A 26,993-nucleotide genomic window follows, 5' to 3' on the forward strand; every position below is an offset into this window, starting at 1 on the left:
CCGAGGCAGGCCACGCGGTCCCAAGGCTGTAAAATCAGGTCAATGAGCTCCACCGATCTGACGCCTGAAGAGATCCAGGCCTGCCTCAAGGTTCTGACCACGATTCACGTCTATGACGAAGAGCACCCGGACTATGTTGCCGTCCGGCGTGCTACCGGCAAGATGTTCAAGGCCGTCAAACGACACCGCCGCGTCACCAAGCGTGACTCCATTGCCGAAGCTGACCGTGCTGTGATTGCCCTGACGGCCACCGCGGCGCCGGACAGGATTGACGACGAAACCCGCGGCAACAAGCTGGCACCCTCCACTACCGGCGAGATCGCGGGACACCTTATCCGTTCCCGTCCCTGCTACATCTGCAAGAAGCACTACACGCAGGTGGATGCTTTCTACCACCAGCTCTGCCCTGAATGCGCGGCTTTCAGCCACAGTAAGCGGGATGCGCGTACCGACCTCACGGGCCGCAGGGCGTTGTTGACCGGTGGACGCGCCAAGATTGGCATGTACATCGCGTTGCGCCTGCTTCGCGACGGTGCGCACACCACCATCACTACTCGCTTTCCCAAGGACGCGGCCCGTCGCTTCGCTGCCATGGAAGACAGCGCAGACTGGCTGCACCGCCTGCGCATCGTTGGCATCGATCTCCGTGATCCGGCGCAGGTCATGGCCCTCACGGACTCGTTGGATGAAGCCGGCCCCCTGGACATCATCATCAACAATGCGGCCCAGACCGTGCGACGCTCCGGGAATGCCTACAAGCCGTTGGTGGACGCAGAGGACGAGCCCTTGCCGGCCGCCTTGGAAGCCGCCAACGGTGGACCTGAGCTGGTGACATTCGGCCATGCGCATGACAAGCACCCACTGGCACTGGCGAGCAGCGTCACCGAACACCCGGTCCTGGCCGGCGATGCCATCACCTCGCTGGCGTTGTCCACCGGATCGGCGTCACTGGAAAGGATCGAGTCAGGGACAGCCATCGATGCCGGTGGCTTGGTTCCGGACCTCGCCTCGATCAACAGCTGGACCCAGGTGGTGGATGAGGTGGACCCCCTGGAAATGCTCGAAGTCCAGTTGTGCAACGTCACGGCACCCTTCCTGCTGGTGAGCCGGCTCCGTGGTGCCATGAAGCGGTCCTCTGCGCACCGGAAATACATCGTCAACGTCTCCGCCATGGAGGGGCAGTTCTCCCGGGCATACAAGGGCCCTGGACACCCCCACACCAACATGGCCAAGGCAGCCCTCAACATGATGACGCGCACCAGCGCCCAGGAGATGCTGGATTCCGATGGGATTCTCATGACTGCGGTGGACACCGGTTGGATCACCGACGAGCGTCCCCATTACACCAAGGTCAGGCTCATGGAAGAAGGGTTCCACGCTCCGTTGGACCTGGTGGACGGCGCTGCCCGCGTTTACGACCCCATTGTGATGGGTGAAAACGGCGAAGACCAATACGGCGTCTTCCTGAAGGATTACAAGCCGTCACCCTGGTAGAAAGACCCCGAGTTTCAGTACTGATGTTTGAGTACGAATAAGGCCCTTAAGAGCGACTCTTGAGGGCCTTATCCGTACAAAAAATCCTAAGCGAGGCGGGTGATCTCCACGGAAACGGAGAGCCCCGACCCGCCGCCACCGGACAGGATGCCCTTCAGGGGAGGAACGTCACGATAATCCCGTCCCCTGGCAACGGTGACGTGGTAGTCGCCGGCCGGCTTGTGGTTGGTGGGGTCCCAACTGCGCCACTCACCGTCCCACCATTCCAGCCACGCGTGGGACTGTCCTGCAACGGTTTCCCCGATGTCCGCCGACGACCGCGGGTGGATGTAGCCGGAAACGTAGCGGGCAGGTATGCCGCTGCATCGCAAGGCCCCAATGGCAAGGTGCGCCAAGTCCTGACAGACACCTTGCCGCTGCGACCACGCCTGCTCCGCATTGGTGGTTACACCAGTGGTGCCCTTCATATAGGTCATTTCGCCGGCCATCCACTCAAAGACCGCCAGTGCAGCCTCGTGTGGATTCTTGCCCTGCACAATACCGGGAACAATCCCCAGGACTTCCTCGCCGGGACCGCTGAGCCTGGATTGTGGTAGCCAATCGCTGAACTCGTCCTGGACCTTATCCGAGGCAATGACATCCCAGCCCACGATGTCGTCGTCAGTGGCAACGCGCTCGGTGCGATGCACTTCCACGGTGGCCGTGGCGAGGACCTCAAGGCTCTCATGGGGCATCTGCATATCAAACGCCGTGACGCGCGTTCCCCAGTAGTCGCGGTACGTGCTGACCGATGCCTGGTTGGGCGAAACCTTCAGCGAGGATTCCAGGACCACTTGCTGCCCATCGGTCAGCGGAGTCATCCGGGCCTCGTTGTAGGACAAGGTCACGCGGCGGTTGTACTTGTAGGCCGTCTTATGGACGATGCTCAGCCGGGTCATGAAACTTCTCCCACCCAGGCGTGCTCATCAGCCTGATTGAAGTACTTACGGGAAATGGCATCCGAAGCCTGCGTCACGGCCTTCTGTACGCGTTCCATGTGTTCCGGCAGCTCGGACATGAGATCGTCCGTGCGGTGGAACTCCAGGAATGTACGGGCCTGGCCCACGATGCGCCGGGCATCGTTGATGAAACCCACGCGCTGCGCTGACGGATCCAGCTTTGCAAGGCACTCGTCGGCGTCGCGCAAAGCGTAAACGATCGATCGCGGGAAGAGGCGGTCCAACAGCAGGAATTCGGCTGCGTGCTGGTCGCCGAACGCTGCCCTGCGGGTACGGATGAAGGACTCATAGGCGCCGGCGCAGCGGAGCATGTTGACCCACGACATTCCAGCGGACTGGACATCCCGCGTCGAGAGCATGCGGGCTGTCATGTCGGCCCGCTCAAGGGAGCGCCCCAGTACCATGAACAGCCAGCTCTCATCGTGGCTGACAGTGGTGTCTGCAAGGCCGCGCACCATGGCGGTCCGTTCCAGGACCCAGTTGCAAAAACGGTAGGTCCCCACAACGTCCTTACGGTGCTGGTTGAGGCCGTAGTACGTGGTGTTCAGGCTCTCCCAGAGGGACTGCGAAACGGTCTCCCGTGCACGGCGGGCATTCTCGCGCGCGGCACCGAGCGAACCGGCAATGGAGGATGCGCTCTGCTTGTCATAGGCCAGCGCGTGCAGCAGTTCAGGGAGGCCGAAATCTTCGCTCTGGGGCTTGGCGCCCATCACCGCGAGGAGTTCGCGGGCGACGCTTCGCTGTTCCTCCAGTGGCAGGTGGTTCAGTCGCTCGAGGTGCACGTCCAGGATCCTGGATGTGCCATCGGCGCGTTCTACGTAGCGTCCGATCCAGAAAAGTGACTCAGCAATGCGGCTCAGCATGGAACTGCCTCCTTCGCGTGGTGCATATCGAAGTTCAAGTGGTGGTGGAGCGCGGTCACTGCTGCTGCTCCGTTTGGCGGTCACGCCAGTTGCTTTCCACGGGCCACACGGAGACTTGTTCCCGCACGGTGACGGACTGCCGTGGGATCAACTCGGCCGGCAGTTGAGGCGAGTCGGCCAAGACCCACGTATCCTTCGAGCCGCCACCCTGGCTGGAGTTCACAATCAAGGAGCCCTCCTTGAGGGCCACACGGGTGAGGCCGCCGGGCAGGACCCAGACGTCGTCGCCGTCGTTAACCGCAAAGGGCCGCAGGTCCACGTGGCGTGGGCCGAACTTGTCTCCGGACAGAGTGGGAACCGTGGAGAGCTGCAGGACGGGCTGTGCGATCCAACCACGGGGATCGGCAATGACGCGCTTCCGCAAGGCGTCCAGTTCGTCCTTGGTGGCGTCCGGTCCAATGACCAATCCCTTGCCGCCTGAACCGTCAACAGGCTTGACCACCAGTTCGTCCAGGCGGTCCAAAACATGCTCCCTGGCTTCCTTTTCCTCGAGCCGGAAAGTGTCGACGTTGGCGATGATCGGCTCTTCGTGCAGGTAGTACCGGATCAGGTCAGGCACGTAACTGTACACGAGCTTGTCATCAGCAACCCCGTTGCCCACCGCGTTGGCGATGGTCACTCCCCCGGCGCGGGCTGCGTTAACCAATCCCGGGCAACCGAGCATGGAATCAGAGCGGAACTGAAGCGGATCCAGGAAGTCGTCATCGATGCGCTTGTAAATGACATCCACCCGCTGTTCACCGGCTGTGGTGCGCATGTAGACGCGGTTACCCCTGCAAATGAGGTCGCGCCCTTCCACCAACTCCACGCCCATGAGCCCTGCAAGGAGGGTGTGCTCAAAATAGGCACTGTTGAAGACGCCAGGTGTCAGGACCACCACGGTGGGATCGTCCACGCCTGCCGGTGCGGTTTTGCGGAGCGCGGACAGGAGCCGGCGGGGGTATTCCTCAACCGGTCGGATGTGTTGTTGGCCGAAAGCCTCAGGGAGGCCTTTGGCCATGGCGCGGCGGTTCTCCAGGACGTAGCTGACGCCGGAAGGTACCCGCACGTTGTCCTCGAGGACCCGGAAGGTGCCGGCGGCATCACGCACCACGTCAATGCCCGAAACATGCACGCGGACGCCGCCCGCCGGCTCGAAGCCATGGACAGCCCGGTGGAAGTGTGCGCTGGTGGTCACGAGTTGCCGTGGGATCACACCGTCGGTAACCACGGCCATGCGTCCGTAGACGTCATTCAGAAACGCTTCGAGCGCTTTGACGCGCTGGGCCACGCCGCGCTCCAGCACATCCCACTCATCGGCGGGAATAACCCGGGGAACAATGTCCAGCGGGAACGGCCGCTCCTCCCCCGCATAATCGAACGTCACTCCACGGTCCAGAAATGTACGCGCCATGGAGTCGGCGCGGGCAGTGACGTCAGCCAGGGAAAGCTCACGCAAAGCGCCGGAAACCTGACCGTAGGATTTTCTGGCAACGTGGCCTGGGGCAAACATCTCGTCGTAGGCGCCACTACGCGCAGCGGCCTCGGAGTAATCCTGGAATAGGTCAGACATGGGAATTAGACAATCACCTTTTTGAGTCGAGCGCATTACGCGCTGATTGTGTCGCGGTTTCCGAGTACTCCCGGTTCGCCTTTCCGTGCCCCCATCCGGCAGGGTTGAGGCATGCCCTTCAACAGTCTTGCGCCCCAGCTGTCCCGGCTGGGGCCCGGGTTGGTCCTGAGCATTGCCGCGACGGGGCTTGCCTTCACCATCCACGCGGTCATTCCAGCCATTCCGGCAATGACGCTCGCTGTCGCCTTGGGCTTGCTCTCAGCAAATATACCGGGCACGTCGGTGTTGACTGCGGGACGCGCCCGCCCAGGCCTGGACTTCGCCGGGAAGCACCTTATGCGTGCCGGGATTGTTCTGCTCGGCCTGAAGGTCAGCATCCAGGACGTGCTCGGCCTTGGCTGGGTATCCTTGCTGCTCATTGCCGGTGTGGTGCTGGTCAGCTTCGTGGGGACCTACGGCCTTGCGCGGCTGCTCCGCCTCCCAGGGGAAACTGCCCTGCTGATCGCTACCGGATTTTCCATTTGCGGTGCCTCGGCCATTGGTGCCATGGCCGCCGTGCGTCGGATCAAGCACCAGGACACCGTTCTGCCCGTGGCATTGGTGACGTTGTGTGGCACCTTGGCCATCGGAGTACTGCCGCTGCTCATGCACCCCCTGAACCTGAACCCGGAACAATTTGGGGCATGGACCGGCGCGTCCGTGCATGATGTGGGCCAAGTGGTGGCCACAGCCCAAACTGCCGGTACAGCGGCGCTGGCGATCGCCGTCGTCGTCAAATTGACGCGGGTGGTCTTACTGGCGCCCATCGCGGCAGCCGCCGGGCTCCACCAGCGATTCGACCATATGAGGCAGCGCGCCAACGGACCTGCCGATGCAGGGGCCGACGGCGATGGAAAGTTCCCCCCGATTGTCCCGCTGTTCGTCCTTGGTTTCATCGCGATGGTGGCCGTCCGATCCTTGGGATGGGCCCCACCTGTGGCTTTGGAAGTTGCTGCGGTGCTGCAGGACATCCTCCTGGCCACGGCGCTCTTTGGCTTGGGATCTGCAGTAAGGGTCCGCACCCTGATCCACACCGGAGGGCGGGCAGCGCTGGTGGCCTTGGGCTCGTGGCTGATCATCGCATCGCTGGGTCTGGGCGCTGCGTGGATCATGATTAGATAGCTGTGTGTCGAATCACAACCTGTCGCGCGATGAAGCCGCCACCCGTTCAGCCCTGATCACCACCCACAGCTACGACGTCACCCTCGATGTCCGCGACGCGGCAGATCCCGCAGTCGCCGGTTACCCGAGTACCAGTACCATCACGTTCTCAGCCACGCCTGGCTCCGCTACTTTCCTGGATTTCATCAGCGGTGGCGTGCAATCGGTGGTGCTGAACGGGCAGGAGCTGGACGTCGCGTCAGTGGTGGACCGGAACAGGATCATCCTGGAAGGCCTCGCGGACCAGAACACGGTGACAGTGGCAGGAACGGCATTGTACAGCCGTTCAGGCGAGGGAATGCACCGCTTCGTGGACCCTGCGGATGGCCAGTGCTACCTCTACACCCAGTACGAACCCGCGGACAGCCGGCGCGTCTTCGCAAATTTCGAACAGCCTGACCTCAAGGCTGAATTTACTTTCCACGTGATCGCTCCAAGTGGCTGGGAGGTCGCATCCAACGGGACGGAGACGGCCCGCACGCCGCTGACAGGTGACCCTGTTGCCGCACAATGGGACTTCGCCACCACCAAGCGCATGTCCACCTACATCACCACCGTGCTGGCGGGCCCTTATTTCAAGGCAACAGATCACTGGGGAGCAACGCTCGACGACGGCACCCGCCTTGACGTCCCGCTGGCCCTTTTCTGCCGCGCCTCCTTGGCGGACTCCTTCGATGCCGACGAGCTGTTCCGTCTGACGAAGAACGGGCTCCAATTCTTCAATGAACTCTTCGACTACCCGTATCCCTGGGGCAAGTACGATCAGGCGTTCGTTCCCGAGTACAACCTCGGGGCCATGGAAAATCCTGGATTGGTGACCTTCACGGAGAAGTACGTCTACGCTTCGCGAGCCACGGATGCCCAATACCAAGCCCGCGCAAACACGCTGATGCACGAGATGGCGCACATGTGGTTTGGAGACCTCGTCACCATGAACTGGTGGGACGACCTCTGGCTCAAGGAGTCGTTCGCCGACTACATGGGGACCCTGGGCGTGGACTGCGCCACCGATTGGGATACGGCGTGGGTGAACTTCGCGAGCAAACGGAAAGCCTGGGCCTACATCCAGGACCAACTGCCAACCACACACCCGATTGTGGCCAACATCCCGGACCTGGAAGCTGCCAAGCAAAACTTCGACGGCATCACCTACGCCAAGGGCGCCTCCGTCTTGAAGCAGCTGGTGGCCTACGTTGGTTTTGAAGCCTTCGTCGCTGGATCCCGGCAGTACTTCCGCGACCACGCCTTCGGCAACACATCCCTCCAGGATCTTCTGAAAGCCCTGAGCGTTGCGTCCGGCAGGGATCTGGCCGCTTGGGCACGCCAATGGCTGCAGACCTCGGGCATCTCCACCATCTCTGCGGACATCGTGGACGACGGCGGCACCCTGGGCGCTGTGACTCTCCGCCAAGACGCCGTCGACCCCATCACAGGCCACCAGGAACTCCGTCCGCACCGCATGCGGCTGGGTTTGTACAACTCCGACTCAACGGGCGCCTTGGTACGGACTGAAAGCATCGATGTGGACGTCACGGGACCCAGTACCTTGGTGGGTGCGTTGAACGGGAAACGGCGTCCGGCGCTGCTGCTGGTCAACGACGACGACCTGAGCTATGCAAAGGTGCGGCTGGATCCCGTTTCTGAGCACACGGTACGGACCACGCTGGACAAAATCCAGGACCCCATGGCGCGCGCCCTGTGCTGGACAGCGTTGTGGGATTCGGCCCGTGACGGCGTTACGCCTGCGGCCCGGTATGTGGCTGCCGTTGAACAGTTCGCGCCCGCAGAAACAGGAATTGGTGTCCTCCTGAACGTATTGGGCAACGCCTCAAGTGCCATCGAGCGATTCGTGCCCCCAGCCGTGCGGGACGGTGTGCGCAAGGTCTTCCTTGCCGTTGCCGCCGCGCAGTTGCGGGCCGCCCGGCCGGGGTCGGATCAGCAACTTGCCTGGGCCAGGACCCTCGCTGATGTCTCCCGGCACGGCGACAGTGAGCTTTCCCTGCTGCGGAGCATCCTGGAAGGTGCCACCGTGATCGACGGACTGGCTGTAGACGCCGAACTGCGCTGGAGCCTCTGGCAGGCACTGGCAGCCCACGGACAGGCTTCGCAAGCTGAGCTGGACAGGGAACTGTCAGCGGATAGAACCGCTTCGGGCAGAGAAGGCCACGCCCTTGCCTCTGCAGCGCGTCCCGACGCCTCGGTGAAGGCGGCAGCATGGGACTCTGCGGTTACCGGCACCGGGCTCTCCAACGAGATCCTGAGCGCTACCATCGCTGGATTCGCCACGGCCCCCAGGGTCATGCTGGAACCTTATGTGGAGCCGTACTTCGAGTGCCTTGAAAAGGTCTGGGCGGAGCGCAGTATTGAAATTGCGGGCAGGATCGTCCGGGGGCTGTTCCCGGCCGCCCAGGATCTTGGGGAGGGCATGCACGCCGCCGAGCACCCGGTCATTGTCCGGACGGACGACTGGCTTGGAGCGCATGCTGACGCACCCAGGGCACTGCGGCGCATCATAGTGGAGCAACGCAGCCACCTCTTCCGCGCACTGACAGCCCAGGGCGCCACGGGCTAGGCGGCGACCCCGGGCCTTCAGGAACAGGGCCTGCATTACCCGCACATTAGGGAACCCGGTTCAACCATTCCGCTGTGCCAAATTTCGCTTCCACGCGGTTCCTGGCCTCACTCAATTCCGCATCGGTGAGCCGGGACTCCACCGCGCCGTAGCGCTCCGTGAAGACCTCCTGCATGGCCTGAAGGATCGCTGCACGGGCGAGCCCGGTCTGTCGTCGCAAGGGATCCACTCGTTTCTTCGCACTGCGGGTTCCCTTATCGCTGAGCTTCTCCTTGCCGATGCGCAGAACCTCCAGCATTTTGTCGGCATCGATGTCGTAGCTCATGGTCACATGGTGGAGCATTCCGCCGTTGGCGAGGCGTTTCTGCGCTGCTCCGCCAATCTTGCCTTGGTCTGTGGCGATGTCATTGAGGGGAACGTAGAACGCCGTGATGCCGAGTTTCTCCAGCGCGGCCATGACCCAGGCATCCAGGAAAGCATAGGAGTCGGCGAAACTGATGCCGTCCACGAGGGTTTGCGGAAGATACAAGGAGTAGGTGATGCAGTTGCCGGCCTCCATGAACATGGCTCCGCCGCCGCTGATCCTGCGCACCACCGTGATGCCGTGACGGGACACGCCCTCTGGATCCACCTCGTTCCGGACGGATTGGAAACTGCCGATCACCACGGAGGGTTCTTCCCAGTCCCAGAAACGAAGCGTCGGGTTTCGCCGTCCAGAGCCGACTTCCTCTGTCAGGACTTCGTCCAAGGCTACGTTGACCTGTGTGGGCAGGACTGAGGGCGGGATAACTTCCCACTGGTGGTCAGCCCAGCCGGTGGCTTTTGACAGTGCACGGCGGACGGTGATGGCCACCGCTTCTGCGGAAAACCCGAACAGTACGGCCCCTTCGGGCAACCCCGCGGTGACGGCTGTGGCTATCTCTGTCGCTGTTGAGCTCTCTGGAAGGCCCGTCAGCGCCCGGTTGATGTCCTGTAGTGATTCATCGGGCTCCAGGAAGAAATCGCCGCTCAGCGAGACATTGGTGAAGCGTCCGTCCATGACGTCCAGGTCAACCACCACGAGTTTCCCGCCGGGTACCTTGTATTCCCCGTGGGGGCGCGTTCCGTCGTCGTGGGTTTGCGGTGAGTGCAGGGGCTGGGAAGTCATGCTGTCCATCTTGCCGGAAAACGCAAAGGCCCGCATTGCCGGAAATCCAGCAATGCGGGCCTTCGAAAGCCTTGGGGTGAAGTGGTTACTTCTTGCCGCCGAAGCCCTTGAAGCGAGCGTTGAAGCGCTCGACGCGGCCAGCAGAGTCCATGATGCGCTGCTTGCCCGTGTAGAACGGGTGGGACTCCGAAGAGATTTCGACGTCGATAACCGGGTAGGTGTTTCCGTCTTCCCACTCGATGGTCTTCGAGGAAGACACGGTGGACTTGGTCAGGAACTGCGTACCGGAGGCCAGGTCGTTGAAGACAACAGCTTCGTACTTCGGGTGAATATCAGACTTCATAATGGGACCTTTTGTTCGCGCAACTGGATTTTGCCAGCTGCCAGGTATGAATGGAGGTGGTCAGATACTGAAAAGTGAATATTTCAGTGCCCGGGCCAACAACCAATCATAGCGGATACCGCCATGCCATACGAAACCGGGATCAGGACTTCGGGCGAAGTTCCCAAAACGCTACCGCGGAGGCAGCTGCTACGTTCAATGAATCAACACCTGCCCGCATCGGGATCTTAACCGCGAGGTCGACGACGGCCAGCGTTTCGGCGCTCATACCTGCACCTTCGGTTCCAAGCACCAGGGCGAGTTTCGGTATTTGCTGCATCGCCAGGTCGTCCACGTCCAGGGCGTCGTCCGTCAATTCCATGGCGGCCACCGTGAAACCTTGGTCCTGTAAGCGGACCAGGTCATCGGGCCAGCTTTCCAGCCGCGCCCACGGCACTTGGAAGACCGTGCCCATGCTGACCCGAACGCTGCGCCTGTACAACGGATCGCCGCACCGGGGCGAGACGAGGACAGCATCGATACCCAGCGCGGCGGCCGAGCGGAAGATCGCACCCACATTGGTGTGGTCCACTATGTCCTCAAGAACGGCCACACGTTGAGCGTTGGCGAGGAGTTCCTCCAGTGGAACGGGAGCCGGCCGGTGCATGGCAGCCATCGCACCGCGGTGAAGGTGGAATCCGGTGATCTCCTCCAGCAGGGAAGCTTTGCCAATGAAGACGGGAACGTCGGGGTACGCCTGAAAAACGTCGTCCAGATCGTCCAGCCACTTTTCCGCCAGAAAAAAGGAACGAGGCTGATGTCCTGCAGCCAGTGCCCTGCGAAGGACCCGGGAGGACTCAGCGATGTACATGCCTTCCTGAGGCTCGCGGAGCTTCCGGAGGTGTACATCGGTGAGCGTGGTGTAGTCCGCGACGCGGGGATCAGCTGCAGACTCGAGATAGTGAAAGGTCACCGGGGGACTATTTCAGCAGGTTGGCGATCATGAAGCCAAGTGCCACGATGCCGAGCGCGAAAATGACGGCCCGCAGGACTTTCGGGGAAAGCTTCCGCCCTACTTTCGAACCGATGAGGCCGCCGATGGTGGAGCTCACGGCAATGAGGAGGACAAAGAACCACTCGATGCGGTCAAAGGCGAAAATCAGGTAGGAAACGGCGGCAACCATGTTGACGCCCAGCACCAGGATGTTCTTCATGGCATTCGCATTTTGCATGGTTCCGGAGAGGAAAACCCCCAGGATTCCCACTAGGAGGATCCCCTGGGCTGCGACGAAGTAGCCTCCATAGACACCGGCAAGGTACACGAGGACCACCAGCAGGATGCCGTGGCTTCGATCGCGGATGGCATGCTCAGGGTTTTCTTCCCGGCTGCGCACCCATGCCTGCAGTCTGGGCTGGAAGACCACCATCAGCAGGGCAACCACCAGCAACACCGGGGCAACGTAGTGGAACACCTTCTCCGGCAGGTGCAGCAGCAGCCAGGCTCCGGTGATACCGCCCAGCAAAGAGGCCGGCAACAGCTTCATCAGCTGCCTGCCGCGACCGGCAAGTTCGCGCCGGTAGCCCCATGCGCCGGCGGCGTTGCCCGCCACAAGGCCCATCGCATTGCTCATGGAGGCAACAACAGGCGTCACGCCAATAGCGATGAGTACGGGGAACGTGACCAGCGTGCCGGAGCCGACAACGGCGTTGATGGTGCCGGCCCACAAGCCCGCGAAAAAGACCAGGATGCTGCTAAGAATCTCCACTTTAAGTTACCGGATCCTTTTAGCGGCGGGCAGTAGCCGTGTAACGGCCACCGTTTTCGGAAACGTCCAGCGCGAGCCCGAAGGTATTGCTGAGGTGCTCGTCAGTGAGGACTTCCTTGATGGGGCCCGCGGCAACCACGCCACCTTCACGAAGCAGCATTGCGTGGGTAAAGCCAGGAGGAACTTCTTCAAGGTGGTGGGTCACCAGGACCATGGCTGGAGCAGCTTCGTCGCTGGCAAGCTCGCCGAGCTTGTGGACCAGTTCTTCACGGCCGCCGAGGTCGAGGCCGGCCGCTGGTTCATCAAGGAGCAGCAGTTCAGGGTCCGTCATGAGGGCACGCGCGATTTGGACACGCTTGCGCTCTCCCTCCGACAACGTGGCAAACGTCCGGTTGAGCAGGGGGCCCATCCCCCAGTCATTCAGGAGGCTGAAGGCGCGGCGTTCGTCGTCGCGCTCGTAACCCTCGCGCCAGCGGCCCGTGACGCCGTAGGCGGCGGTGACCACAACGTTCAAGACGTTCTCGTGCTCGGGAATCTGGGTAGCCAACGCAGCGGAGGAAAGACCGATCCGGGGGCGGAGTTCAAAGACGTCTACGCGGCCCAGGGTCTCATCAAGGATCCCGGCCTGGCCGCTGCTGGGATGCAGTCGGGCTGCAGCGATCTGGAGAAGGGTGGTCTTACCGGCCCCGTTGGGTCCCAGGATGACCCACCGTTCGCCTTCGTTGACCTGCCAGTCAACCTTGTCCAGCAGGGTCTTCTTGCCTCGGACAACGCTGACGGAAGCCAGTTCCAGAACATCACTCATAGCAGTAGACACTAGGACAAAAATCCATATGACTGATAACCGGTCAGCGTGCAGGCTTTGTGTCGCGAAACGAATTCGGGCGCATGCAGCGCCCTCAGTAGGATTGGGGCCATGACTTCGAACTTGGCTGCGGTCAGCTATGGCGTGAATTTGTCCCCTGAATCCCTCGACAATGTGCGAAAAACACTGGCCGAATCCGGCGTCGCAGTGTCGTCGGAATCACACGGTGGGGATGATCGATTTGCTGTCGTCACGGCGAGCCTCACTGCAGGCACAGAGACTGCAGCGGACCTGGCAGTTGTCCGGCGGAAGATAGCAGAAGCGGCCCAAGCGGGAGTGGACACCGCAATCGTTCCCGAAGGATTGCGGCAGGCTTCCCGGAAACTGCTCATCATGGACGTTGACTCAACGCTGATCCAGCAGGAAGTGATTGAGCTACTGGCAGAGCATGCAGGCAAGCGCGAAGAAGTTACGGCCGTCACTGAAGCAGCCATGAGGGGCGAACTCGACTTCGCCCAGAGCCTGCACGCCCGCGTCGCCGTCCTCGCCGGCCTTCCGGCCGCCGTCGTCGATTCCGTCCGGCACGAGGTGCGGCTTAGCCTCGGCGCCGCAGAGCTCGTGGCAGCTTTCAAAGCAGCCGGCCACGTTGTGGCTGTCGTTTCCGGAGGCTTCAATCAGATTCTGGGTCCCATCGCCCAAGAGCTGGACCTTGATTACTGGATTGCCAATGAGCTTGAAATCGTCGACGGCGCGTTGACCGGCAAGGTGCTGGGCGCAGTTATTGATCGCGCAGCCAAGGAAAAGTACTTGCGCGCGTGGGCAGCGGCGGAGGGAATCAACCTGGAGCACACCATCGCGGTGGGCGATGGAGCCAACGACCTCGACATGCTCAATGCTGCCGGCATTGGTGTTGCCTTTAATGCCAAGCCGGCTGTCCGTGCCGCAGCTGACGCCGTGATCAACATTCCTTACCTGGATGCTGTCCGGCACATCGCCAACGTCTAAGACTCAACCGCCCCTCTTTGACTCCTGTCGGCGGCCACGCTGCCCATCGGTGGCTTCCGTGCGCCCAAAATACCTCCGAAACACTAAACCTTATTTCGTGACGCAGAAACGCGTTAAATTTATTGAATTGTCGTGAACTGATAGCTCAAATAGATGCCGTCGGTCGTTAACTTCACGACGGTTTATGAGAATGTCCCATAATGACCAGTCGCTGGGTTATTAATGTGTAAAGTTTAGAACTCGACGACGAAATCCGTGATGCCTTCGGCAGGGCGGGATGACGGAAGAGCAGGGATAGGGAGTGAACCGTACGGAGCGCACGTGGAAGTGGTGGAAACGGCGCGAAGGAGTCGAGCTGGCGCATCATGAGCTGACTTCCCCCGACGTGCTACCAATGCCGCTTCACGATATCTTCCATGAGCTCACGGATTCCGGTGAATACACAACAGAAGAGGATGAATATCTTATGAGCTCACTCGATGAAGCCACCAAGCAACTACTATCCATTGAAGGCGCCACAGGGGCGGCAATCGTGGATTACTCCAGTGGCATGGCCCTGGCCCAAGGTGGCAACCCCGGCTTCGACCTTGGGGTTGCTGCTGCCGGAAACTCCAATGTTGTCAGCTCCAAGCTGAGGACCATGGCTGACCTTGGCCTGAACAGCAATATCGAAGATATCCTCATCACCCTGGACACCCAGTACCACCTGATCAACGTCCTGAACTCGGACGGGTCCAAGGGCCTCTTCGTGTATCTGGTGTTGGACCGTACCTACGCAAACCTCGCTTTGGCACGGCACAAGCTCAAGAACATCGCAAAGGAAATCGCCATCTGATAGCTCACGGAACCACTCAGGGACGGTCGCGGGATTCGCGACCGTCCCTTGTTGTTAACCGGACGGGCGTCTTCAACCGGACAGGCGTCTTCAACCGGACAGGCGCCTACAACCGGACGGGCGCCTTCTGCGGGTCGGACTAGTTTCTTGCGCGCCGGGCTTCGCCGTTTCCAGATTCAAATTTCACGCCAAGCATGTGATGTACCAGGACATCTTCATTGGTGTTGGCATTGGCCTCAATAGTCACGAGTTCCCCGTCCCGCATCACGCCGATGCGCTGACACCAACTGACCATTTCTGACAGGTCTGAAGACAGGAGGATGATCGCAACCCCGGTCCGGCTCAGCTCGTTCAGCATCTTGTAGACGACTTCTTTGGCGCCGATGTCGATTCCGCGGCTGGGATGGCTAAGGATCAGCACATCGCAGTCGGTGGCCATCCACTTGGCGAGCTGCACTTTCTGCCGGTCGCCACCAGACAAGGTGCTGATGGAGCCTTGAATGTTAGTGGTGTTGATGCGCATCCGGCGGACCACGTCCACCACACCACGTAGCTGGGAGATTTCGTCGTTCAGGGTCACGCCGGCCGTGCCGGCATCCGATTGAAGCCCGTCCACGATGCTGGTGCTGGATTCCAGTGAGTCGGAGCTCTCCGACGAATAGCCAATCTTCAACCGCCGGGCATCCTGCCGGCTCCGTATCTGCACCGGCGTTCCGTTCATGAGGATTTTCCCGGCCGTGCTGGGATGAATGCCTGCGATCGCCTCTACGAGTTCGTGGACCCCCGAACGGTGTGTGCCTACCAGGCCGAAGATTTCCCCTTTAGCGACAGTAAAGGTCACATCCCGAACCGTATCCCCCACACCGAGGTTCAGGACGCTCAACGCGTCACCGCTTCCCTCCGGCGCAGTGGGCCGGGAGACTTTCTCCCGTTCCTGCTGAAGCAAGAGGAAAGCGAGTTCGTCTTCGTTAACACCGCCGGCGTCCAGAACCTTGTGCACCCTTCCGTCGCGCATGACCGCGATGCGGTGCGCAATGGATCGGACTTCGTCGAGGCGGTGGGTGATGTAGATGATGGCCCGCCCTTGCCGGATGAGCATCCGCAGGACCTGATGCAGAACAGCAACATCGTGGTCGGGCAGTGAGGCGGCAACCTCATCCATGATCACCAACTGCGCCTCTTCGGCAACCATCCTGAGGACTTCCACGAGGGCTTGCTCGGCACGAATCAGGGTGCCGACTTTGGCGTCCGGATTCATGCTGATGCCGATGTCCCGAATCAACTGACTGGCTTGATCCCGGAGCTGTTCATGGGATTTCCCTGACTGGAAGGTTCCCCGAAAGATGGCTTGGGTGATGGTCAGCTGGGGGTCGATTTTGAAGTTCTGGGGTATGAGTCCAACCCCGCAGGCCTGGGCCTCGTCCATCGAGTCCGGCTTGTATGTTTCGCCGCCCAGGGTGATCCGGCCACCATCGTGCTGATGGGATCCGGCCAACACGCCCATAAGGGTGGTCTTCCCTGCGCCGTTGGTTCCGATCAATCCCAGGATCTCTCCCCGATGCAGGGATAGTTCTACGCCTTTGAGGATTCGCCGCTGGTCATAGGAGGCGTGAATATCGTCAGCATGCAATAACAGGTCCAAAGAAGCTCCTAAGGCCAGGGACAAAGTCCGCCCGTCATCAGCATTCATTTATCCACACTGCTGGGAACTATGGACGAGGGCGCCTTTGAGAGTCAAACAGATGGAATCCCTTAATGCAAAAGACTAAAACTGAAACAGCAAGGAACATGTCGTGACGCGAAATTTCCAATAATTTATAGAATTGTCATCATAGTGTTTCGCTGGTTGAAGGATTCGGAATCACGTGCGCACCGATGGCCAACGATTGGAGGCTTAAATAGATGTGGTCCGGGACAGGTGTCCCGGACCACAACTAATAACGAGTGCTCTATTCGGCTGCCTTGTTGAAGTAATCGGCGCCGCCCACGTATTCGGTGTGGCCGGTTTCGACATCGGCGGTAACCATTCTGGCCACCTCAGCAGCGAACTCCTCTACGGAATACAACTTGCCCGCTTCCGCGCGGCGGGCCTCAATGGCGCCAGGGTTGGAGCGGTCAAGAAGCGTTGCCGTGACGGTGCCCTCGATCATATCGCCGGATACCACCACCAGGGAGATGCCCTTGTCAGCCAGGTTTGGGACGAGGGCGCGCAGCGCGTCTTCCCCGGCGCGCTTGCTCTTTGCCACCGGCTCGTACTCGGGCATGGTGGGCACGGTCTCAACGAAGTGCGCCTGATGGCTGGTGACGAAGACAACGCGCGAGCCTTCAGGCATGAGCGGGACGGCCGCATTGAGCATGTTGATCTGGGCATCGCGGTTCAGCTTGAGCGCATAGCCTTCTTCCATGCCCGATTCCATGCCACCGGAGGCGTTAAGGACCAGGACGTCCAGTGAGCCGAATTCCTCCATGGCAGTGCTGGCAAGTGCGTGCACGCCTTCATCGGTGGTCAGGTCAGCGCCGACAGCCGCTGCGCGTCCGCCTGCGGCCTGAATCCCGGCCACTACCTTGTTGGCGCGCGGCGCCTTCTGGCGGTAATTAACAACGACGGCGGCACCCTCGCCGGCGAGAATCTTGGCAACTTCAGCGCCAATTCCGCGGGAAGAACCCGTGACGATGGCGGTCTTGTTATCCAGCAGTCCCATTCGTGCTCCTTTTGTTCACTTCATCCAAATTCCGTGGGCTCGACATCCATCATGCCAGCGGCAGGGATGAAATCTGTTGTCGACCCCGGACAAAAAACTGCGCTAGCGGCTAGTGGCCCATTCCGAGGCCACCATCCACCGGGATGACCGCACCTGAGATGTACGCGGCTTCGTCACTCGCAACCCAGCGCACGACGTCCGCTACCTCGGAGGCTTCGGCGAAGCGCCCTGCGGGAACGCTGGCCAGATAGGACTTCTGGGTATCCTCCGGCAATTCTGCGGTCATGTCGGTGTTGATAAAGCCCGGTGCCACCACGTTGGCCGTGATACCCCGGCTTCCGAGCTCGCGGGTCAGTGAGCGCGCGATCCCCACCATGCCGGCTTTGGAGGCGGAGTAATTGATCTGGCCGGGTGCACCATAGAGGCCTGACACCGAGGAGATGAGGACCACACGTCCCTTGCGAAGCCGGATCATGCCCTTGGACGCCCGCTTGATGACACGGAAAGCGCCGGTCAGGTTGGTATCCAGCACCGACGTGAAGTCTTCTTCGCTCATGCGGAGCAGGAGCGTGTCCTTGGTGATGCCTGCATTGGCTACCAGGACCTGGACCGGCCCGTGTGCCTCTTCGACAATCTTGAACGCCGCATCAATGGAGGCCTCGTCCGTGACGTCGGCTTTCACGCCCAGGATGCCTTCAGGCAATTCTGTTTCACTTCGGTAGGTGACCGCTACTTTGTCACCATTGGCAAGGAACGATTCCGCAATGGCAAGGCCGATCCCTCGGTTGCCGCCGGTGATGAGGACGCTCCGGCCGGTGGATACTGCTTCAGTCATGCTTTCGCTCCAGGTTCCGCGGCACTTAACGGCCGCTATGAAGAGGGATTTTCCTGTGTCGATCTTATCCGCCACCCGCCACAACCGGCCGGTAACCAGCAACGCGCGTGGTTTGGGCGCATAGAGCGTTGGTGAGAGAATTGACAGAGGCCTTTGGAGCGTGATGATTCAGTTGTGACACGAGAAGACAGTCCCCTGCAGCAAGTGCCCGGGGAACCGGACGCTGTTTCCAGTGATCCCGAAGTCCACAGCATCACTGATGCCGCTGCTGCACATTCAGAAGACATGCGCGACCGCATGATCAAGTACGCCGTGGCCATGGGTATCCGCATGGTCTGCATCATTCTGATCTTTGTTGTGGACGGCTGGTTCAAGATCATTGCCATCGCAGGCGCCGTCTTCCTTCCATGGATCGCCGTGGTCATCGCCAATGGGAACGACAAAGCCGAGGACCACAGTGAATCGCTGCTGGACTATGTGGCCGTTCCGGAGATTGAAGGCTCCACACAGCCCGAGCACGAAGTTTCAGAAGAGCCCACTGTTCTCCAGGGCGAACTCGTGGACGACGAACCAGCAAGCAAAGAAGAGGGCCCGTCCACCGGGCATTCAAGCGAGGCCGGACACACCGGCAACGAACGGGCGGCTTCATGAACATCTTCAACCTTGGCGGAGCGAATGCTGCCGGCCAAGCAGATCAACGCGCCACAGCATCGGCCATGTGCTCCCGCAAGGGCTGCCGGGCCGATGCTGACTGGCAGCTTCTATGGAATAACCCACGCATCCATACTCCTGAGCGGCGGAAAGTCTGGTTGTCCTGCGACGAACACCGGGCTTGGCTGGAGGACTACCTCCAGACGAGGGGCCTTTGGAAAGAAAGCGTGCCGTTTTTGGCCGACGAAGAATCTGCGAACGAGGCCCGCTGAATGTACCGTTTCCTTTTCTCCAGCAAATGGCTGGGGTACTTCGTCTTGGCCGTCATCTTCGCCACAGCCTGCGTGTTTCTGGGACGCTGGCAAATGGACCGCAGGGCTGAGACCTTGGCAGAGATCAACCGCGTGGTCAGCAACTATTCGGCCACTCCTGTCCCCTTCGCAGAGGTCAAGGATCAGTTCAACGCCCTGGACCCTGAGAAGGAGTGGACCCAGGTTGAGCTTCGGGGCAGGTACGACATTGACGGTCAGCGGGTTGTCCGGAACCGGCCGCTGAACGGCCAGCCAGGCTACGACGTCGTGGTTCCTTTTCGCCTCACCACCGGCGAAGCAGTGGTGATTGACCGCGGTTGGCTGCCCATCGGCAACAACACGCCGGGGCGTCCCGACGTCGTTCCCGCACCTCCCACAGGTGAGGTCACCGTGGTTGCCCGCCTCAAGCCGGCAGAGCCCAAGCTTGACCGCGGCGCCGTGGACGGGCAGCTCGCCTCGATCGATCTGGCCAGTTTTGCCACGGAACTCCCCTACCCCCTGGCCACCGGCGCTTACGGCCAATTGGCCAGTGAGGATCCTGCGGTCCAGGAGATGCCCACGCCGTTCCCCAAACCAGCCACGGAAGAGGGCACCCATCTCTCCTACTCCCTGCAGTGGTTCGCCTTTGGCGTTTTGATGTTCATCGGCTTTGGCTACGCGGCCCGCCAACAGGCCCGTAATGCCGCCATCGATGCCGAAGACGAAGAGGACGAGCAGATCATCGCTGCAGGCGGAGCGCCCAAGAAGCGGACCCCTGCTCCACGGAAGAACAAACGCCCATCGTCAGAAGAAGAGGAAGACGCGATCCTTGATGCACAAGGCTACTGATTTGAGCGCCGACCCTGTACAACACGTCCGGGCTTCTTTAACAGCAGCCGGCGCCAAGGACACTGTCCGGACTTTTGGCGAGAAGGTTCCTACCGCGGCGGCCGCTGCTTCAGTCCTGGGGTGCGACGTTGCCGCGATCACCAACAGCCTCATCTTCGAGCTCAACGGTGAACCACTGCTCATCCTTGCCAGCGGCGCGGCCAAGGTAGATACATCGCTGGTGGCAGATCAGCTGGGATCCGGCAGAATCCGCCGTGCAAAACCCGACTTCGTGTTGCAACACACGGGCCAGGAAGTAGGCGGAGTCGCCCCTGTAGGCCACCCTGAGAAACTCCGAACCATCCTGGACACCTCGCTCCAAGAACACCCACTACTCTGGGCGGGTGCCGGAGACCACAACTCGATGTTCTCCATCAGCTATGAGGAACTAAGGACCATCACCAACGCTGAGGAACTTCAAGTCCGTTAGTCGCCGTATGGGCTAACAACCCGCAAGCGAAGCGACGCAACCAGGGCTTACGCCAGCGTAATGAGGTCCAGGTAGTCCTCGTTCCAGTGGTCTTCCACGCCGTCCGGAAGCAGCACTACACGCTCTGGATTCAGCGCTGACACCGCACCTTCGTCGTGGCTGACCATGACGACGGCGCCACTGTAGTTCTTGAGCGCCCCCAGGATTTCCGCGCGGCTGGCCGGATCCAGGTTGTTGGTGGGCTCATCCAGGAGAAGCACGTTGGCGCTGGAAGCCACAATGGTGGCAAGCGCCAGGCGCGTCTTCTCGCCACCGGACAATACGCCTGCAGGCTTTTCAACATCGTCACCGGAGAACAGGAACGAGCCCAGGATGCCGCGTACTTCGGCATCTTTCATGTCCGGCGCTGAGGAGCGCATGTTTTCCAGGACGGTGCGATCGTGGTCCAGCGTTTCGTGCTCCTGGGCGTAGTAGCCCACCTTGAGCCCGTGGCCCGGAATGATATCGCCGGTATCAGGCTTGTCCACACCGGCGAGCATACGGAGCAAGGTGGTCTTGCCTGCGCCGTTCAGGCCGAGGATAACTACCTTGGAGCCACGGTCGATTGCCAGATCCACATCGGTGAAGATTTCGAGTGATCCGTAGGACTTGCTGAGGCCCTCGGCGGTCAAGGGGGTCTTGCCGCAGGGCGAGGGATCCGGGAAGCGCAGGGCTGCCACGCGGTCGTTTTCGCGGACGGCCTCCAAACCGCCCAGGAGACGTTCGGCTCGCTTGGCCATGTTCTGCGCGGCGACGGCCTTGGTGGCCTTGGCGCGCATCTTGTTGGCTTGGTCGATGAGGACCTGGGCCTTCTTTTCAGCGTTCGCACGCTCGCGCTTGCGGGCACGCTCATCTGTTTCGCGTTGCTGGAGGTACCGCTTCCAGCCCATGTTGTAGTAGTCGATCTGGGCCCGGTTGGCGTCCAGGTGGTAGACCTTGTTGACTGTGGCCTCGAGGAGTTCCACATCGTGGCTGATCACGATCAGTCCGCCCTGGTGGTCCTTGAGGAAATCCCGAAGCCACGTGATGGAGTCGGCGTCCAAGTGGTTGGTGGGTTCGTCCAGGAGGAGCGTTTCGGCCGAAGAGTAAAGGATACGGGCCAGCTCCACACGGCGGCGCTGGCCACCTGAAAGGGTCTTCAGCGGCTGATTGAGGATGCGTTCCGGCAAGGCAAGGTTGGAGGAGATGGCGGCCGCCTCGGCTTCTGCCGCGTAACCGCCTCCAGCCAGGAATTCAGCTTCCAAACGGTCGTAACGGTTCATGGCCTTGCGTTGGACGGCTGCGTCCTCGCTGGCCATCTCCATCTGGGCCTTCTTGAGCTTGCCCACCACCACGTCCAGACCACGCGCGGAGAGGATACGGTCCCGGGCGAGCTGTTCCATGTCCGGTGTCCGAGGATCCTGGGGCAGGTAGCCGATCTCGCCGCTGCGGGTTACCTTGCCACCTGCCGGAAGGCCTTCACCTGCCAACACGCGGGTGAGTGTGGTCTTGCCGGCACCGTTGCGCCCCACAAGTCCGATCTTGTCCCCTTTGTCCACCCTGAAGTTGACCTGGTCCATGAGCAGGCGTGCGCCGGCGCGGAGTTCGAGTTCCTGGACGGTAATCAATTCGGGTGATGCCTTTCAATGGGGAACGCTCGCGGGGACCGGTGGGCCCGATAAGTGCGGCGGGGACGGCCGTGAGAACAGCCTGTCCAAGTCTACCGGCACCCCGGGCGCAGGCTGACATCGGCCCAGATAGAGGAAAACTGTGCCACCCGCCAAAGAATTGCCGGGTTGTGTTGTGGAGAGGCTCCAAAAAATGTTGTCAGGGCCGTCCGTATTCTCGTCAACAGGGGAAAACGCACTTTCATCGCATCGCATCACACCTGATTGGACCCACCATGAGCAACACCGACGCTGCCACCGTGCAGCGAACAACAGCCACCCGTAAACACTGGACTGCCACAGACCTTGGCCTTATCGCCGTCTTCGCTGCGCTTGTGGCAGCTTCAGCTATTGTTCCCGGCATTCCGGTGGGAGCTCTTGGTGTCCCCATCACCCTGGTCACCTTGACGGTGATGCTCAGCGGTCTGGTACTGGGGGCTGGGCGGGGCTTTGCCGCCGTCGGGCTTTATGTACTGCTGGGCTTCGCGGGGCTGCCCATCTTCAGCGGTGGCCGCAGCGGCCTGGGTATCCTGGCCACGCCGTCGGCCGGCTACATCATCGCGTTCCCCCTGGCTGCAGCCGCTGCGGGCTACCTGGCAGGCATCGTGATCCGCAGGACGGTCAAGTACCGCGGGCTGTGGCTTTTCGCCGCAGCCATGGCGAGCAGCATCGTGATCATTCACGGCCTGGGCATCCTGGGCATGATGATCAACGGCAAGCTGGACTTCGGCAAGGCGTTCATCGCAGATCTCGCGTTCTACCCCGGTGACATCCTCAAGAACGTGTTGGCGGTTGTCATTGCCTTGGCCATCCACAAGGCCTTCCCGGACGTCCTGGTACGTCGGGTCAAGTAAAGCGGGAACAATCAGTACATGAGCTCCATTAATTTCAGCAGCGTCTCGGTGCGCGTCGCAGTTGACGGCAGCGACGCGCCCAAGACCTTGCTGCGTGACGTCTCCCTGGAATTGTCCGAGCGTCGAATCGGCGTCATCGGGGCCAACGGTTCCGGAAAGTCCACACTCCTCAGGCTCCTGAACGGCCTGGTTGAGCCCAGCGAGGGCACAGTTGTGGTTCACGGGGACAGCACAACTGCTGCCGTCCGTCGGGTGAGGGCCAACGTGGGCTTCGTCTTCACCGATCCTCTATCGCAGCTGGTGATGCCAACCGGCCGCGAGGATGTGGAACTGTCCCTGCGCCGTTCCGTGAGGAATTCAAAAGAACGTGCGTGCCGGGCCGAGTCTGTCCTGGAGCGCTTTGGGCTCTTGCGCCTTGCCGACCAAAGCATCTACGAGCTCTCCGGCGGTGAGCGCCAACTGCTGGCCTTGGCCGCAGTTCTCGCGGTGGACCCAAAGGTTCTGGTCCTGGATGAGCCCTCAACTCTCCTGGATCTCAGGAACCGCGAGCTCCTGCGCCGAACCATCGCCGGGCTGGATCAGCAGGTGGTCATGTCCACCCACGACCTTGACCTTGCCATGGATATGGATCGGGTTTTGGTGGTGGAAGCCGGCCGCATAGTGTTCGACGGCAGCCCGGCCGAAGGCGTCTCCTTCTACCGGGCGCTGTGCGCGGCGACACTGGACGCACCATCACTGGGTCAGGCGCCACAGTGAGGGGCCACGGTTTCCTGATCGGCAACTACGTCCGCGGCAACTCGATCATCCATCGCACTCCCCTGTGGCTTAAGTTCCTGGTGGTGGCAGCCTGCGGCGCTGCCTCCTTCCTGATTGAGGACTGGACGGTTTCCCTGCTTGCCTTCGCTGTGATGAGCGGTTTGTTCCTGTTGAGTGGCGCCGGATACCGACGTCTGGGGCGGGCCATCTGGATGGTGGCTCCGATTCTTTTGATCATCGGCCTTTTCCAGTGGTGGCAGCTGGGTGGACCAACTGCCGCGCGCATTGTGCTGAACGTCCTGGTGTGTGTGGTGGCAGCCTCTGTGCTTACGGCCACGACGCCTGTGCAGGGACTTCTGGATGGAGTGGTTGGCATCGCCAAGCCATTCCGACGTTTCGGTGCGGACCCTGAACGTTTCGCGCTCACCATCGCCGTGATGCTGAGGAGCATCCCCTTCATTGCAGGCGCTTTCTCAGACGTACGGGACTCGGCGCGTGCACGCGGGCTGGAACGCAACCCCCGGGCACTGGTGCTCCCGGTGTTCATCACCACGGTGGCCTACGCGCGGCAGACCGGCGACGCCTTGGCTGCACGCGGTCTGGGGGAACCGGACGACCCGGCGTCCGGGCGCTGGATGTACAGCTAGAGCGCCAGAGTCGACTATTTCACAGCGTCGAATGCTTCACAGATTGGCATACTTAACAAGGGTTGCCGTTCCGAGTCCACCGGCACTGCTGATCATCGCCAAACCCAGAGGCATCTCCAACCCCATGTCGTTGCGCCGTCGAGCTTGAGCCAGAAGACGGGTTATCAGGACAGCACCCGAGGCACCGTAACCGTGCCCCAAAGCCAGAGCCCCACCATCCAGGTTGGCCCTCTCCGGATCAATCCCTACGTGATCCATGCAGGCAATCGTCTGTGAAGCGAAGGCTTCGTTGAACTCGATCAGGTCAACGTCGTCCGATGCCACGCCCAGCGTCGTCAACAACCGGTTGGCCGCATACGCGGCGCCGATACCCAGCAGTTCCGGCTCAACGCCGGTAGTGTCACTGCCGAGCACCAGCAGCCCGTCTGCGGCGCCCAGGGCGCGTGCGCGCTTCAGTGAGGTGACCACGACGGCGGATGCGGCGTCCGCGTCGAAGCAGGAGTTTCCGGCCGTCACCGTTCCGCCGGGCACGAAGGCAGCCGGGAACCGCTCCATGAGGGCCGCCCGGAGCGCAGGCCTGGGGCCGTCGTCGGCGTCCACTCGGGCTCCGTTGCCCGGGAGCGGAACGATCTCCCCTGCGAACCGGCCACCCTTGGCGGCGTCCACTGCGCGACGATGGCTTCGGAGGGCGTACTCATCCTGCCGTTGGCGGGTGACGCCGAACGTCCGGGCAACATTTTCTGCCGCAACCCCCATGTCCGGGTCGCCAAACTGTGGCGGCACAAAGGCAGCCCGGGAGTAGAAGTCCAGTCCGCCGTCGTCGTTCCTGTTGGCGCGGGCAGGTGCGGTACTGATGCTCTCCACTCCGCCTGCGAGATACAGCGGATCGCCGCCCGCCGCCACCAGCCTGGACGCCAAAGCGATGGCGTCCAGGCCCGAGCCGCATTGGCGATCCACCGTCAGCCCAGGCACGCTGGTGGGCATTCCGGCCTGGAGGGCGGCGAACCGGGCCACGTTCCCGCCCCCACCCACGGCGTTTCCCATAATGACATCGTCCACATCAGCGGGCGGCACGTTCAGGGACTCCACCAAGGAGCGCAGGACCGGGGCCAGGAGGTCAGGGGCGCGTAGCTGTTTCAGCTGGCCGTTGGCGCGGCAAACCGGCGTTCTCAGCGCTGCGATGATGACCGGTTGCCGTGATTCGTCGGTGGTGCCGTCCCATGGCGCCGGGCTAAGCAAGGGGCTGCGCCCGCGGGTCATGATTCTTGATCCAATCCAGAAGGACTTTCCTGCTGACCTTGCCACGGTCTGTCATGGGCAGCTCCGACAACAGGAAATACTGCAACGGGCGTTTGTCGCGTGCCAACAACCCGTCCAGACCGCTGCGGAGTTGAGTGGCGGTGACGGCGCCATAAGCAGGCACGACGCCGGCAATCACCTTCTGGCCGCGGATATCGTCGGGCGCTCCGGCGGCTACTGCGAGCTCAATACCGGGAACTGACGCGAGAGCCAGTTCCACCTCGTGCGGGTAGACGTTCTTCCCCGACGTGATGATCATGTCCGAACGACGGCCAAGAATATGCAGCGTCCCCCGATCAAGGTACCCCTGGTCGCCCACCGTGAACCAGCCATCCAGGCACCGCAGGGCCTGGCCGTCGTCGCCCCATAGGTAACCGTTGCTGACCATGCCGCTGCGCACGCTGATGTTGCCATGTTCGCCGTCAGCCAGGGAGCGGCCGGCATCGTCAAGGATGCCTAAGTCCACTCCCGGGAACGGCGAACCGATGCCGGTACCGCTGGCGTCAAGCGGCTGGCCGGCGGCCAGACGGGTGCCGGACACAAAACTCAACTCTGAGGCACCGTAGTACTCATAGATGGCTGCATGGGGTGCCCAGCGTCGTGCGGCCTCCAACGTGCGGGCATCCAGCTTGGAACCGGCACAAATGATGCTGCGGATACCGGACGCGTCAACGTCACCAGCGAGCCCGCGCTCACTGAGCAGCCGGAGAATGGTAGGTGCCAGCACCAGCCTGGTGATGCCGTCATGGCTGATAGCGGCGTGGGCATCTCCGACGTCGAACGTGGGCAGGGTGTGGAAGGCAGCTCCCGCATAGAGGCACTCCGAGAGCGCATACAGGTTCAGGCTGGCGGACAGGGGCCCCGGAGCCAAGGTCCTGTCGTCCTGGGAGAGGCCAAAGAACTCGATGGACGCATCGAATGAAACCTGCCACGAACGCCGCGAACGCGTGAAGGCCTTGGGAACCGACGTGGTGCCAGAGGTGAGCCCGATGAGGAAAGTGCTGGAAGGGTCGCCGTCCACCAGCTCATCTTTGCCGGTGGCAGGAACGGCAGCCGCCCGGATCCGCGCAGTGACGTCTTCGATCATGGGGGCCGGCCATTGCGGGTCCAGCACCGCACAGCGGCGCTCCCCCGCGACAGCGGCCGCATAGCGTTCGATGAACTGGCTCGAGTTGGGTTCGGCGAGGACAGTGGTGTTGGTCGACTGGCCGGGGAGCGCTGCAGCGGCATCGCGAAGTCCGGCCCAGGTGAGCCGGCTGCTGCCCACAACGACGGCGGTGTCGTGGGGGCGCTCATCGGCCCAGAGCTGAATTTTGTCCAGGAAGGGCATCCACGTA

The 26,993-nt window shown here is 61.6% G+C and carries 26 protein-coding genes; 12 read left to right on the top strand and 14 right to left on the bottom strand.

The window, feature by feature from the left end:
- Positions 1-42: 42 nt before the first annotated feature.
- A complete protein-coding gene (locus BLW08_RS07420) occupies positions 43-1,494 on the top strand; it encodes an SDR family NAD(P)-dependent oxidoreductase (RefSeq protein WP_091324153.1) in 1,452 nt (483 codons plus the stop codon).
- 86 nt (positions 1,495-1,580) lie between these two features.
- Here the strand turns inward: BLW08_RS07420 and BLW08_RS07425 are convergent, their stop codons facing one another.
- The 3 genes from BLW08_RS07425 to BLW08_RS07435 are packed head-to-tail and all read right to left on the bottom strand — an operon-like array spanning position 1,581 to position 4,967.
- The gene (locus BLW08_RS07425) at positions 1,581-2,432 is read right to left on the bottom strand and encodes a transglutaminase family protein (protein ID WP_090821394.1); all 852 of its coding nucleotides are present in this window, start codon (positions 2,430-2,432) and stop codon (positions 1,581-1,583) included.
- Complete coding sequence (locus BLW08_RS07430; protein WP_026540668.1) at positions 2,429-3,355, bottom strand: alpha-E domain-containing protein; 927 nt, start codon at positions 3,353-3,355, stop codon at positions 2,429-2,431. The genes BLW08_RS07425 and BLW08_RS07430 overlap by 4 nt, the downstream gene beginning before the upstream one ends.
- A gap of 55 nt (positions 3,356-3,410) precedes the next feature.
- A complete protein-coding gene (locus BLW08_RS07435; RefSeq protein ID WP_091324155.1) occupies positions 3,411-4,967 on the bottom strand; it encodes a circularly permuted type 2 ATP-grasp protein in 1,557 nt (518 codons plus the stop codon).
- A gap of 111 nt (positions 4,968-5,078) precedes the next feature.
- On the opposite strand from BLW08_RS07435, the gene BLW08_RS07440 reads away from it, so the two are divergent.
- Together BLW08_RS07440 and pepN are read left to right on the top strand one after the other, a co-directional pair.
- Positions 5,079-6,128 carry a YeiH family protein gene (locus tag BLW08_RS07440; RefSeq protein ID WP_090821390.1) on the top strand — a complete coding sequence of 350 codons (1,050 nt, stop codon included), beginning with the start codon at positions 5,079-5,081 and terminating at the stop codon, positions 6,126-6,128.
- Between the two features lie 4 nt (positions 6,129-6,132).
- On the top strand, positions 6,133-8,739 hold the full coding sequence (pepN, locus tag BLW08_RS07445; RefSeq protein ID WP_091324157.1) for an aminopeptidase N: 2,607 nt from the start codon (positions 6,133-6,135) through the stop codon (positions 8,737-8,739).
- A gap of 46 nt (positions 8,740-8,785) precedes the next feature.
- Here the strand turns inward: pepN and BLW08_RS07450 are convergent, their stop codons facing one another.
- From BLW08_RS07450 to BLW08_RS07470, 5 genes are all read right to left on the bottom strand, one after another.
- Positions 8,786-9,886: a lipoate-protein ligase LplAB gene (locus BLW08_RS07450; RefSeq protein ID WP_175538612.1), complete on the bottom strand. Its 1,101-nt coding sequence runs from the start codon at positions 9,884-9,886 to the stop codon at positions 8,786-8,788.
- An 85-nt stretch (positions 9,887-9,971) separates the two neighbouring features.
- A complete protein-coding gene (locus tag BLW08_RS07455) occupies positions 9,972-10,229 on the bottom strand; it encodes a type B 50S ribosomal protein L31 (protein ID WP_017200906.1) in 258 nt (85 codons plus the stop codon).
- Between the two features lie 142 nt (positions 10,230-10,371).
- Positions 10,372-11,181 carry a TrmH family RNA methyltransferase gene (locus BLW08_RS07460; protein WP_090821385.1) on the bottom strand — a complete coding sequence of 270 codons (810 nt, stop codon included), beginning with the start codon at positions 11,179-11,181 and terminating at the stop codon, positions 10,372-10,374.
- A gap of 7 nt (positions 11,182-11,188) precedes the next feature.
- On the bottom strand, positions 11,189-11,974 hold the full coding sequence (locus BLW08_RS07465) for a sulfite exporter TauE/SafE family protein (protein WP_090821383.1): 786 nt from the start codon (positions 11,972-11,974) through the stop codon (positions 11,189-11,191).
- A gap of 19 nt (positions 11,975-11,993) precedes the next feature.
- Entirely contained in the window at positions 11,994-12,779 is a 786-nt protein-coding gene (locus BLW08_RS07470) for an ABC transporter ATP-binding protein (RefSeq protein ID WP_091324160.1), read from the bottom strand.
- Positions 12,780-12,890: 111 nt separating this feature from the next.
- Between BLW08_RS07470 and serB the strand changes: the two genes are divergently transcribed.
- Positions 12,891-13,784: a phosphoserine phosphatase SerB gene (gene serB, locus BLW08_RS07475; protein WP_091324162.1), complete on the top strand. Its 894-nt coding sequence runs from the start codon at positions 12,891-12,893 to the stop codon at positions 13,782-13,784.
- Between the two features lie 466 nt (positions 13,785-14,250).
- Positions 14,251-14,619 carry a hypothetical protein gene (locus BLW08_RS07480; protein ID WP_090821765.1) on the top strand — a complete coding sequence of 123 codons (369 nt, stop codon included), beginning with the start codon at positions 14,251-14,253 and terminating at the stop codon, positions 14,617-14,619.
- A gap of 139 nt (positions 14,620-14,758) precedes the next feature.
- Here BLW08_RS07480 and BLW08_RS07485 read toward each other — a convergent pair whose 3' ends face one another.
- The 3 genes from BLW08_RS07485 to fabG form a co-directional block, all read right to left on the bottom strand.
- Complete coding sequence (locus BLW08_RS07485) at positions 14,759-16,309, bottom strand: ATP-binding cassette domain-containing protein (RefSeq protein WP_254779753.1); 1,551 nt, start codon at positions 16,307-16,309, stop codon at positions 14,759-14,761.
- A gap of 259 nt (positions 16,310-16,568) precedes the next feature.
- On the bottom strand, positions 16,569-17,321 hold the full coding sequence (locus tag BLW08_RS07490; RefSeq protein ID WP_090821376.1) for an SDR family oxidoreductase: 753 nt from the start codon (positions 17,319-17,321) through the stop codon (positions 16,569-16,571).
- Positions 17,322-17,430: 109 nt separating this feature from the next.
- Positions 17,431-18,156, bottom strand: coding sequence for a 3-oxoacyl-ACP reductase FabG (gene fabG / locus BLW08_RS07495; RefSeq protein WP_090821374.1), 726 nt, complete (start codon positions 18,154-18,156; stop codon positions 17,431-17,433).
- Between the two features lie 153 nt (positions 18,157-18,309).
- On the opposite strand from fabG, the gene BLW08_RS07500 reads away from it, so the two are divergent.
- Genes BLW08_RS07500 through BLW08_RS07515 form a run of 4 tightly spaced genes read left to right on the top strand, consistent with a single transcriptional unit; the run spans position 18,310 to position 20,415 of the window.
- The gene (locus BLW08_RS07500) at positions 18,310-18,807 is read left to right on the top strand and encodes a DUF3099 domain-containing protein (protein ID WP_091324165.1); all 498 of its coding nucleotides are present in this window, start codon (positions 18,310-18,312) and stop codon (positions 18,805-18,807) included.
- Complete coding sequence (locus BLW08_RS07505) at positions 18,804-19,079, top strand: hypothetical protein (protein WP_090821369.1); 276 nt, start codon at positions 18,804-18,806, stop codon at positions 19,077-19,079. The genes BLW08_RS07500 and BLW08_RS07505 overlap by 4 nt, the downstream gene beginning before the upstream one ends.
- Positions 19,080-19,946, top strand: a complete 867-nt coding sequence (locus BLW08_RS07510) for an SURF1 family cytochrome oxidase biogenesis protein (RefSeq protein ID WP_090821367.1) — start codon at positions 19,080-19,082, stop codon at positions 19,944-19,946.
- On the top strand, positions 19,930-20,415 hold the full coding sequence (locus tag BLW08_RS07515) for a YbaK/EbsC family protein (protein ID WP_090821365.1): 486 nt from the start codon (positions 19,930-19,932) through the stop codon (positions 20,413-20,415). Before BLW08_RS07510 ends, BLW08_RS07515 begins: the two co-directional genes overlap by 17 nt.
- A gap of 47 nt (positions 20,416-20,462) precedes the next feature.
- Here BLW08_RS07515 and BLW08_RS07520 read toward each other — a convergent pair whose 3' ends face one another.
- Positions 20,463-22,061, bottom strand: coding sequence for an ABC-F family ATP-binding cassette domain-containing protein (locus BLW08_RS07520; RefSeq protein WP_090821363.1), 1,599 nt, complete (start codon positions 22,059-22,061; stop codon positions 20,463-20,465).
- 275 nt (positions 22,062-22,336) lie between these two features.
- On the opposite strand from BLW08_RS07520, the gene BLW08_RS07525 reads away from it, so the two are divergent.
- From BLW08_RS07525 to BLW08_RS07535, 3 genes are read left to right on the top strand one after another with little or no spacing between them, the layout of a single operon-like run.
- Positions 22,337-22,954: a biotin transporter BioY gene (locus BLW08_RS07525; RefSeq protein ID WP_091324168.1), complete on the top strand. Its 618-nt coding sequence runs from the start codon at positions 22,337-22,339 to the stop codon at positions 22,952-22,954.
- An 18-nt stretch (positions 22,955-22,972) separates the two neighbouring features.
- Positions 22,973-23,710: an energy-coupling factor ABC transporter ATP-binding protein gene (locus BLW08_RS07530; RefSeq protein WP_091324170.1), complete on the top strand. Its 738-nt coding sequence runs from the start codon at positions 22,973-22,975 to the stop codon at positions 23,708-23,710.
- A complete protein-coding gene (locus tag BLW08_RS07535) occupies positions 23,707-24,357 on the top strand; it encodes an energy-coupling factor transporter transmembrane component T family protein (RefSeq protein ID WP_091324172.1) in 651 nt (216 codons plus the stop codon). The genes BLW08_RS07530 and BLW08_RS07535 overlap by 4 nt, the downstream gene beginning before the upstream one ends.
- 36 nt (positions 24,358-24,393) lie before the next feature.
- Here BLW08_RS07535 and BLW08_RS07540 read toward each other — a convergent pair whose 3' ends face one another.
- Both BLW08_RS07540 and BLW08_RS07545 read right to left on the bottom strand, forming a co-directional pair.
- Positions 24,394-25,617: a thiolase family protein gene (locus tag BLW08_RS07540; RefSeq protein ID WP_091324175.1), complete on the bottom strand. Its 1,224-nt coding sequence runs from the start codon at positions 25,615-25,617 to the stop codon at positions 24,394-24,396.
- The gene (locus BLW08_RS07545) at positions 25,589-26,986 is read right to left on the bottom strand and encodes a class I adenylate-forming enzyme family protein (RefSeq protein ID WP_091324177.1); all 1,398 of its coding nucleotides are present in this window, start codon (positions 26,984-26,986) and stop codon (positions 25,589-25,591) included. Before BLW08_RS07545 ends, BLW08_RS07540 begins: the two co-directional genes overlap by 29 nt.
- Positions 26,987-26,993 lie beyond the last annotated feature (7 nt).

Origin of the sequence: Arthrobacter sp. cf158 (assembly GCF_900106835.1) — a bacterium.
In the GTDB taxonomy this organism is placed as follows: Bacteria; Actinomycetota; Actinomycetes; order Actinomycetales; family Micrococcaceae; genus Arthrobacter.

Coding starts and splice junctions, on each gene's coding strand:
- BLW08_RS07450 (WP_175538612.1), bottom strand. CDS start 9,886: ATGACTTCCCAGCCCCTGCACTCACCGCAAACCCACGACGACGGAACG.
- BLW08_RS07435 (WP_091324155.1), bottom strand. CDS start 4,967: ATGTCTGACCTATTCCAGGATTACTCCGAGGCCGCTGCGCGTAGTGGC.
- BLW08_RS07420 (WP_091324153.1), top strand. CDS start 43: ATGAGCTCCACCGATCTGACGCCTGAAGAGATCCAGGCCTGCCTCAAG.
- BLW08_RS07530 (WP_091324170.1), top strand. CDS start 22,973: ATGAGCTCCATTAATTTCAGCAGCGTCTCGGTGCGCGTCGCAGTTGAC.
- BLW08_RS07480 (WP_090821765.1), top strand. CDS start 14,251: ATGAGCTCACTCGATGAAGCCACCAAGCAACTACTATCCATTGAAGGC.
- BLW08_RS07505 (WP_090821369.1), top strand. CDS start 18,804: ATGAACATCTTCAACCTTGGCGGAGCGAATGCTGCCGGCCAAGCAGAT.
- BLW08_RS07430 (WP_026540668.1), bottom strand. CDS start 3,355: ATGCTGAGCCGCATTGCTGAGTCACTTTTCTGGATCGGACGCTACGTA.
- BLW08_RS07425 (WP_090821394.1), bottom strand. CDS start 2,432: ATGACCCGGCTGAGCATCGTCCATAAGACGGCCTACAAGTACAACCGC.
- BLW08_RS07490 (WP_090821376.1), bottom strand. CDS start 17,321: ATGGGACTGCTGGATAACAAGACCGCCATCGTCACGGGTTCTTCCCGC.
- BLW08_RS07455 (WP_017200906.1), bottom strand. CDS start 10,229: ATGAAGTCTGATATTCACCCGAAGTACGAAGCTGTTGTCTTCAACGAC.
- BLW08_RS07485 (WP_254779753.1), bottom strand. CDS start 16,309: ATGAATGCTGATGACGGGCGGACTTTGTCCCTGGCCTTAGGAGCTTCT.
- BLW08_RS07440 (WP_090821390.1), top strand. CDS start 5,079: ATGCCCTTCAACAGTCTTGCGCCCCAGCTGTCCCGGCTGGGGCCCGGG.
- serB (WP_091324162.1), top strand. CDS start 12,891: ATGACTTCGAACTTGGCTGCGGTCAGCTATGGCGTGAATTTGTCCCCT.
- BLW08_RS07515 (WP_090821365.1), top strand. CDS start 19,930: ATGCACAAGGCTACTGATTTGAGCGCCGACCCTGTACAACACGTCCGG.
- BLW08_RS07540 (WP_091324175.1), bottom strand. CDS start 25,617: ATGACCCGCGGGCGCAGCCCCTTGCTTAGCCCGGCGCCATGGGACGGC.
- BLW08_RS07525 (WP_091324168.1), top strand. CDS start 22,337: ATGAGCAACACCGACGCTGCCACCGTGCAGCGAACAACAGCCACCCGT.
- fabG (WP_090821374.1), bottom strand. CDS start 18,156: ATGACTGAAGCAGTATCCACCGGCCGGAGCGTCCTCATCACCGGCGGC.
- BLW08_RS07545 (WP_091324177.1), bottom strand. CDS start 26,986: ATGCCCTTCCTGGACAAAATTCAGCTCTGGGCCGATGAGCGCCCCCAC.
- BLW08_RS07510 (WP_090821367.1), top strand. CDS start 19,080: ATGTACCGTTTCCTTTTCTCCAGCAAATGGCTGGGGTACTTCGTCTTG.
- BLW08_RS07470 (WP_091324160.1), bottom strand. CDS start 12,779: ATGAGTGATGTTCTGGAACTGGCTTCCGTCAGCGTTGTCCGAGGCAAG.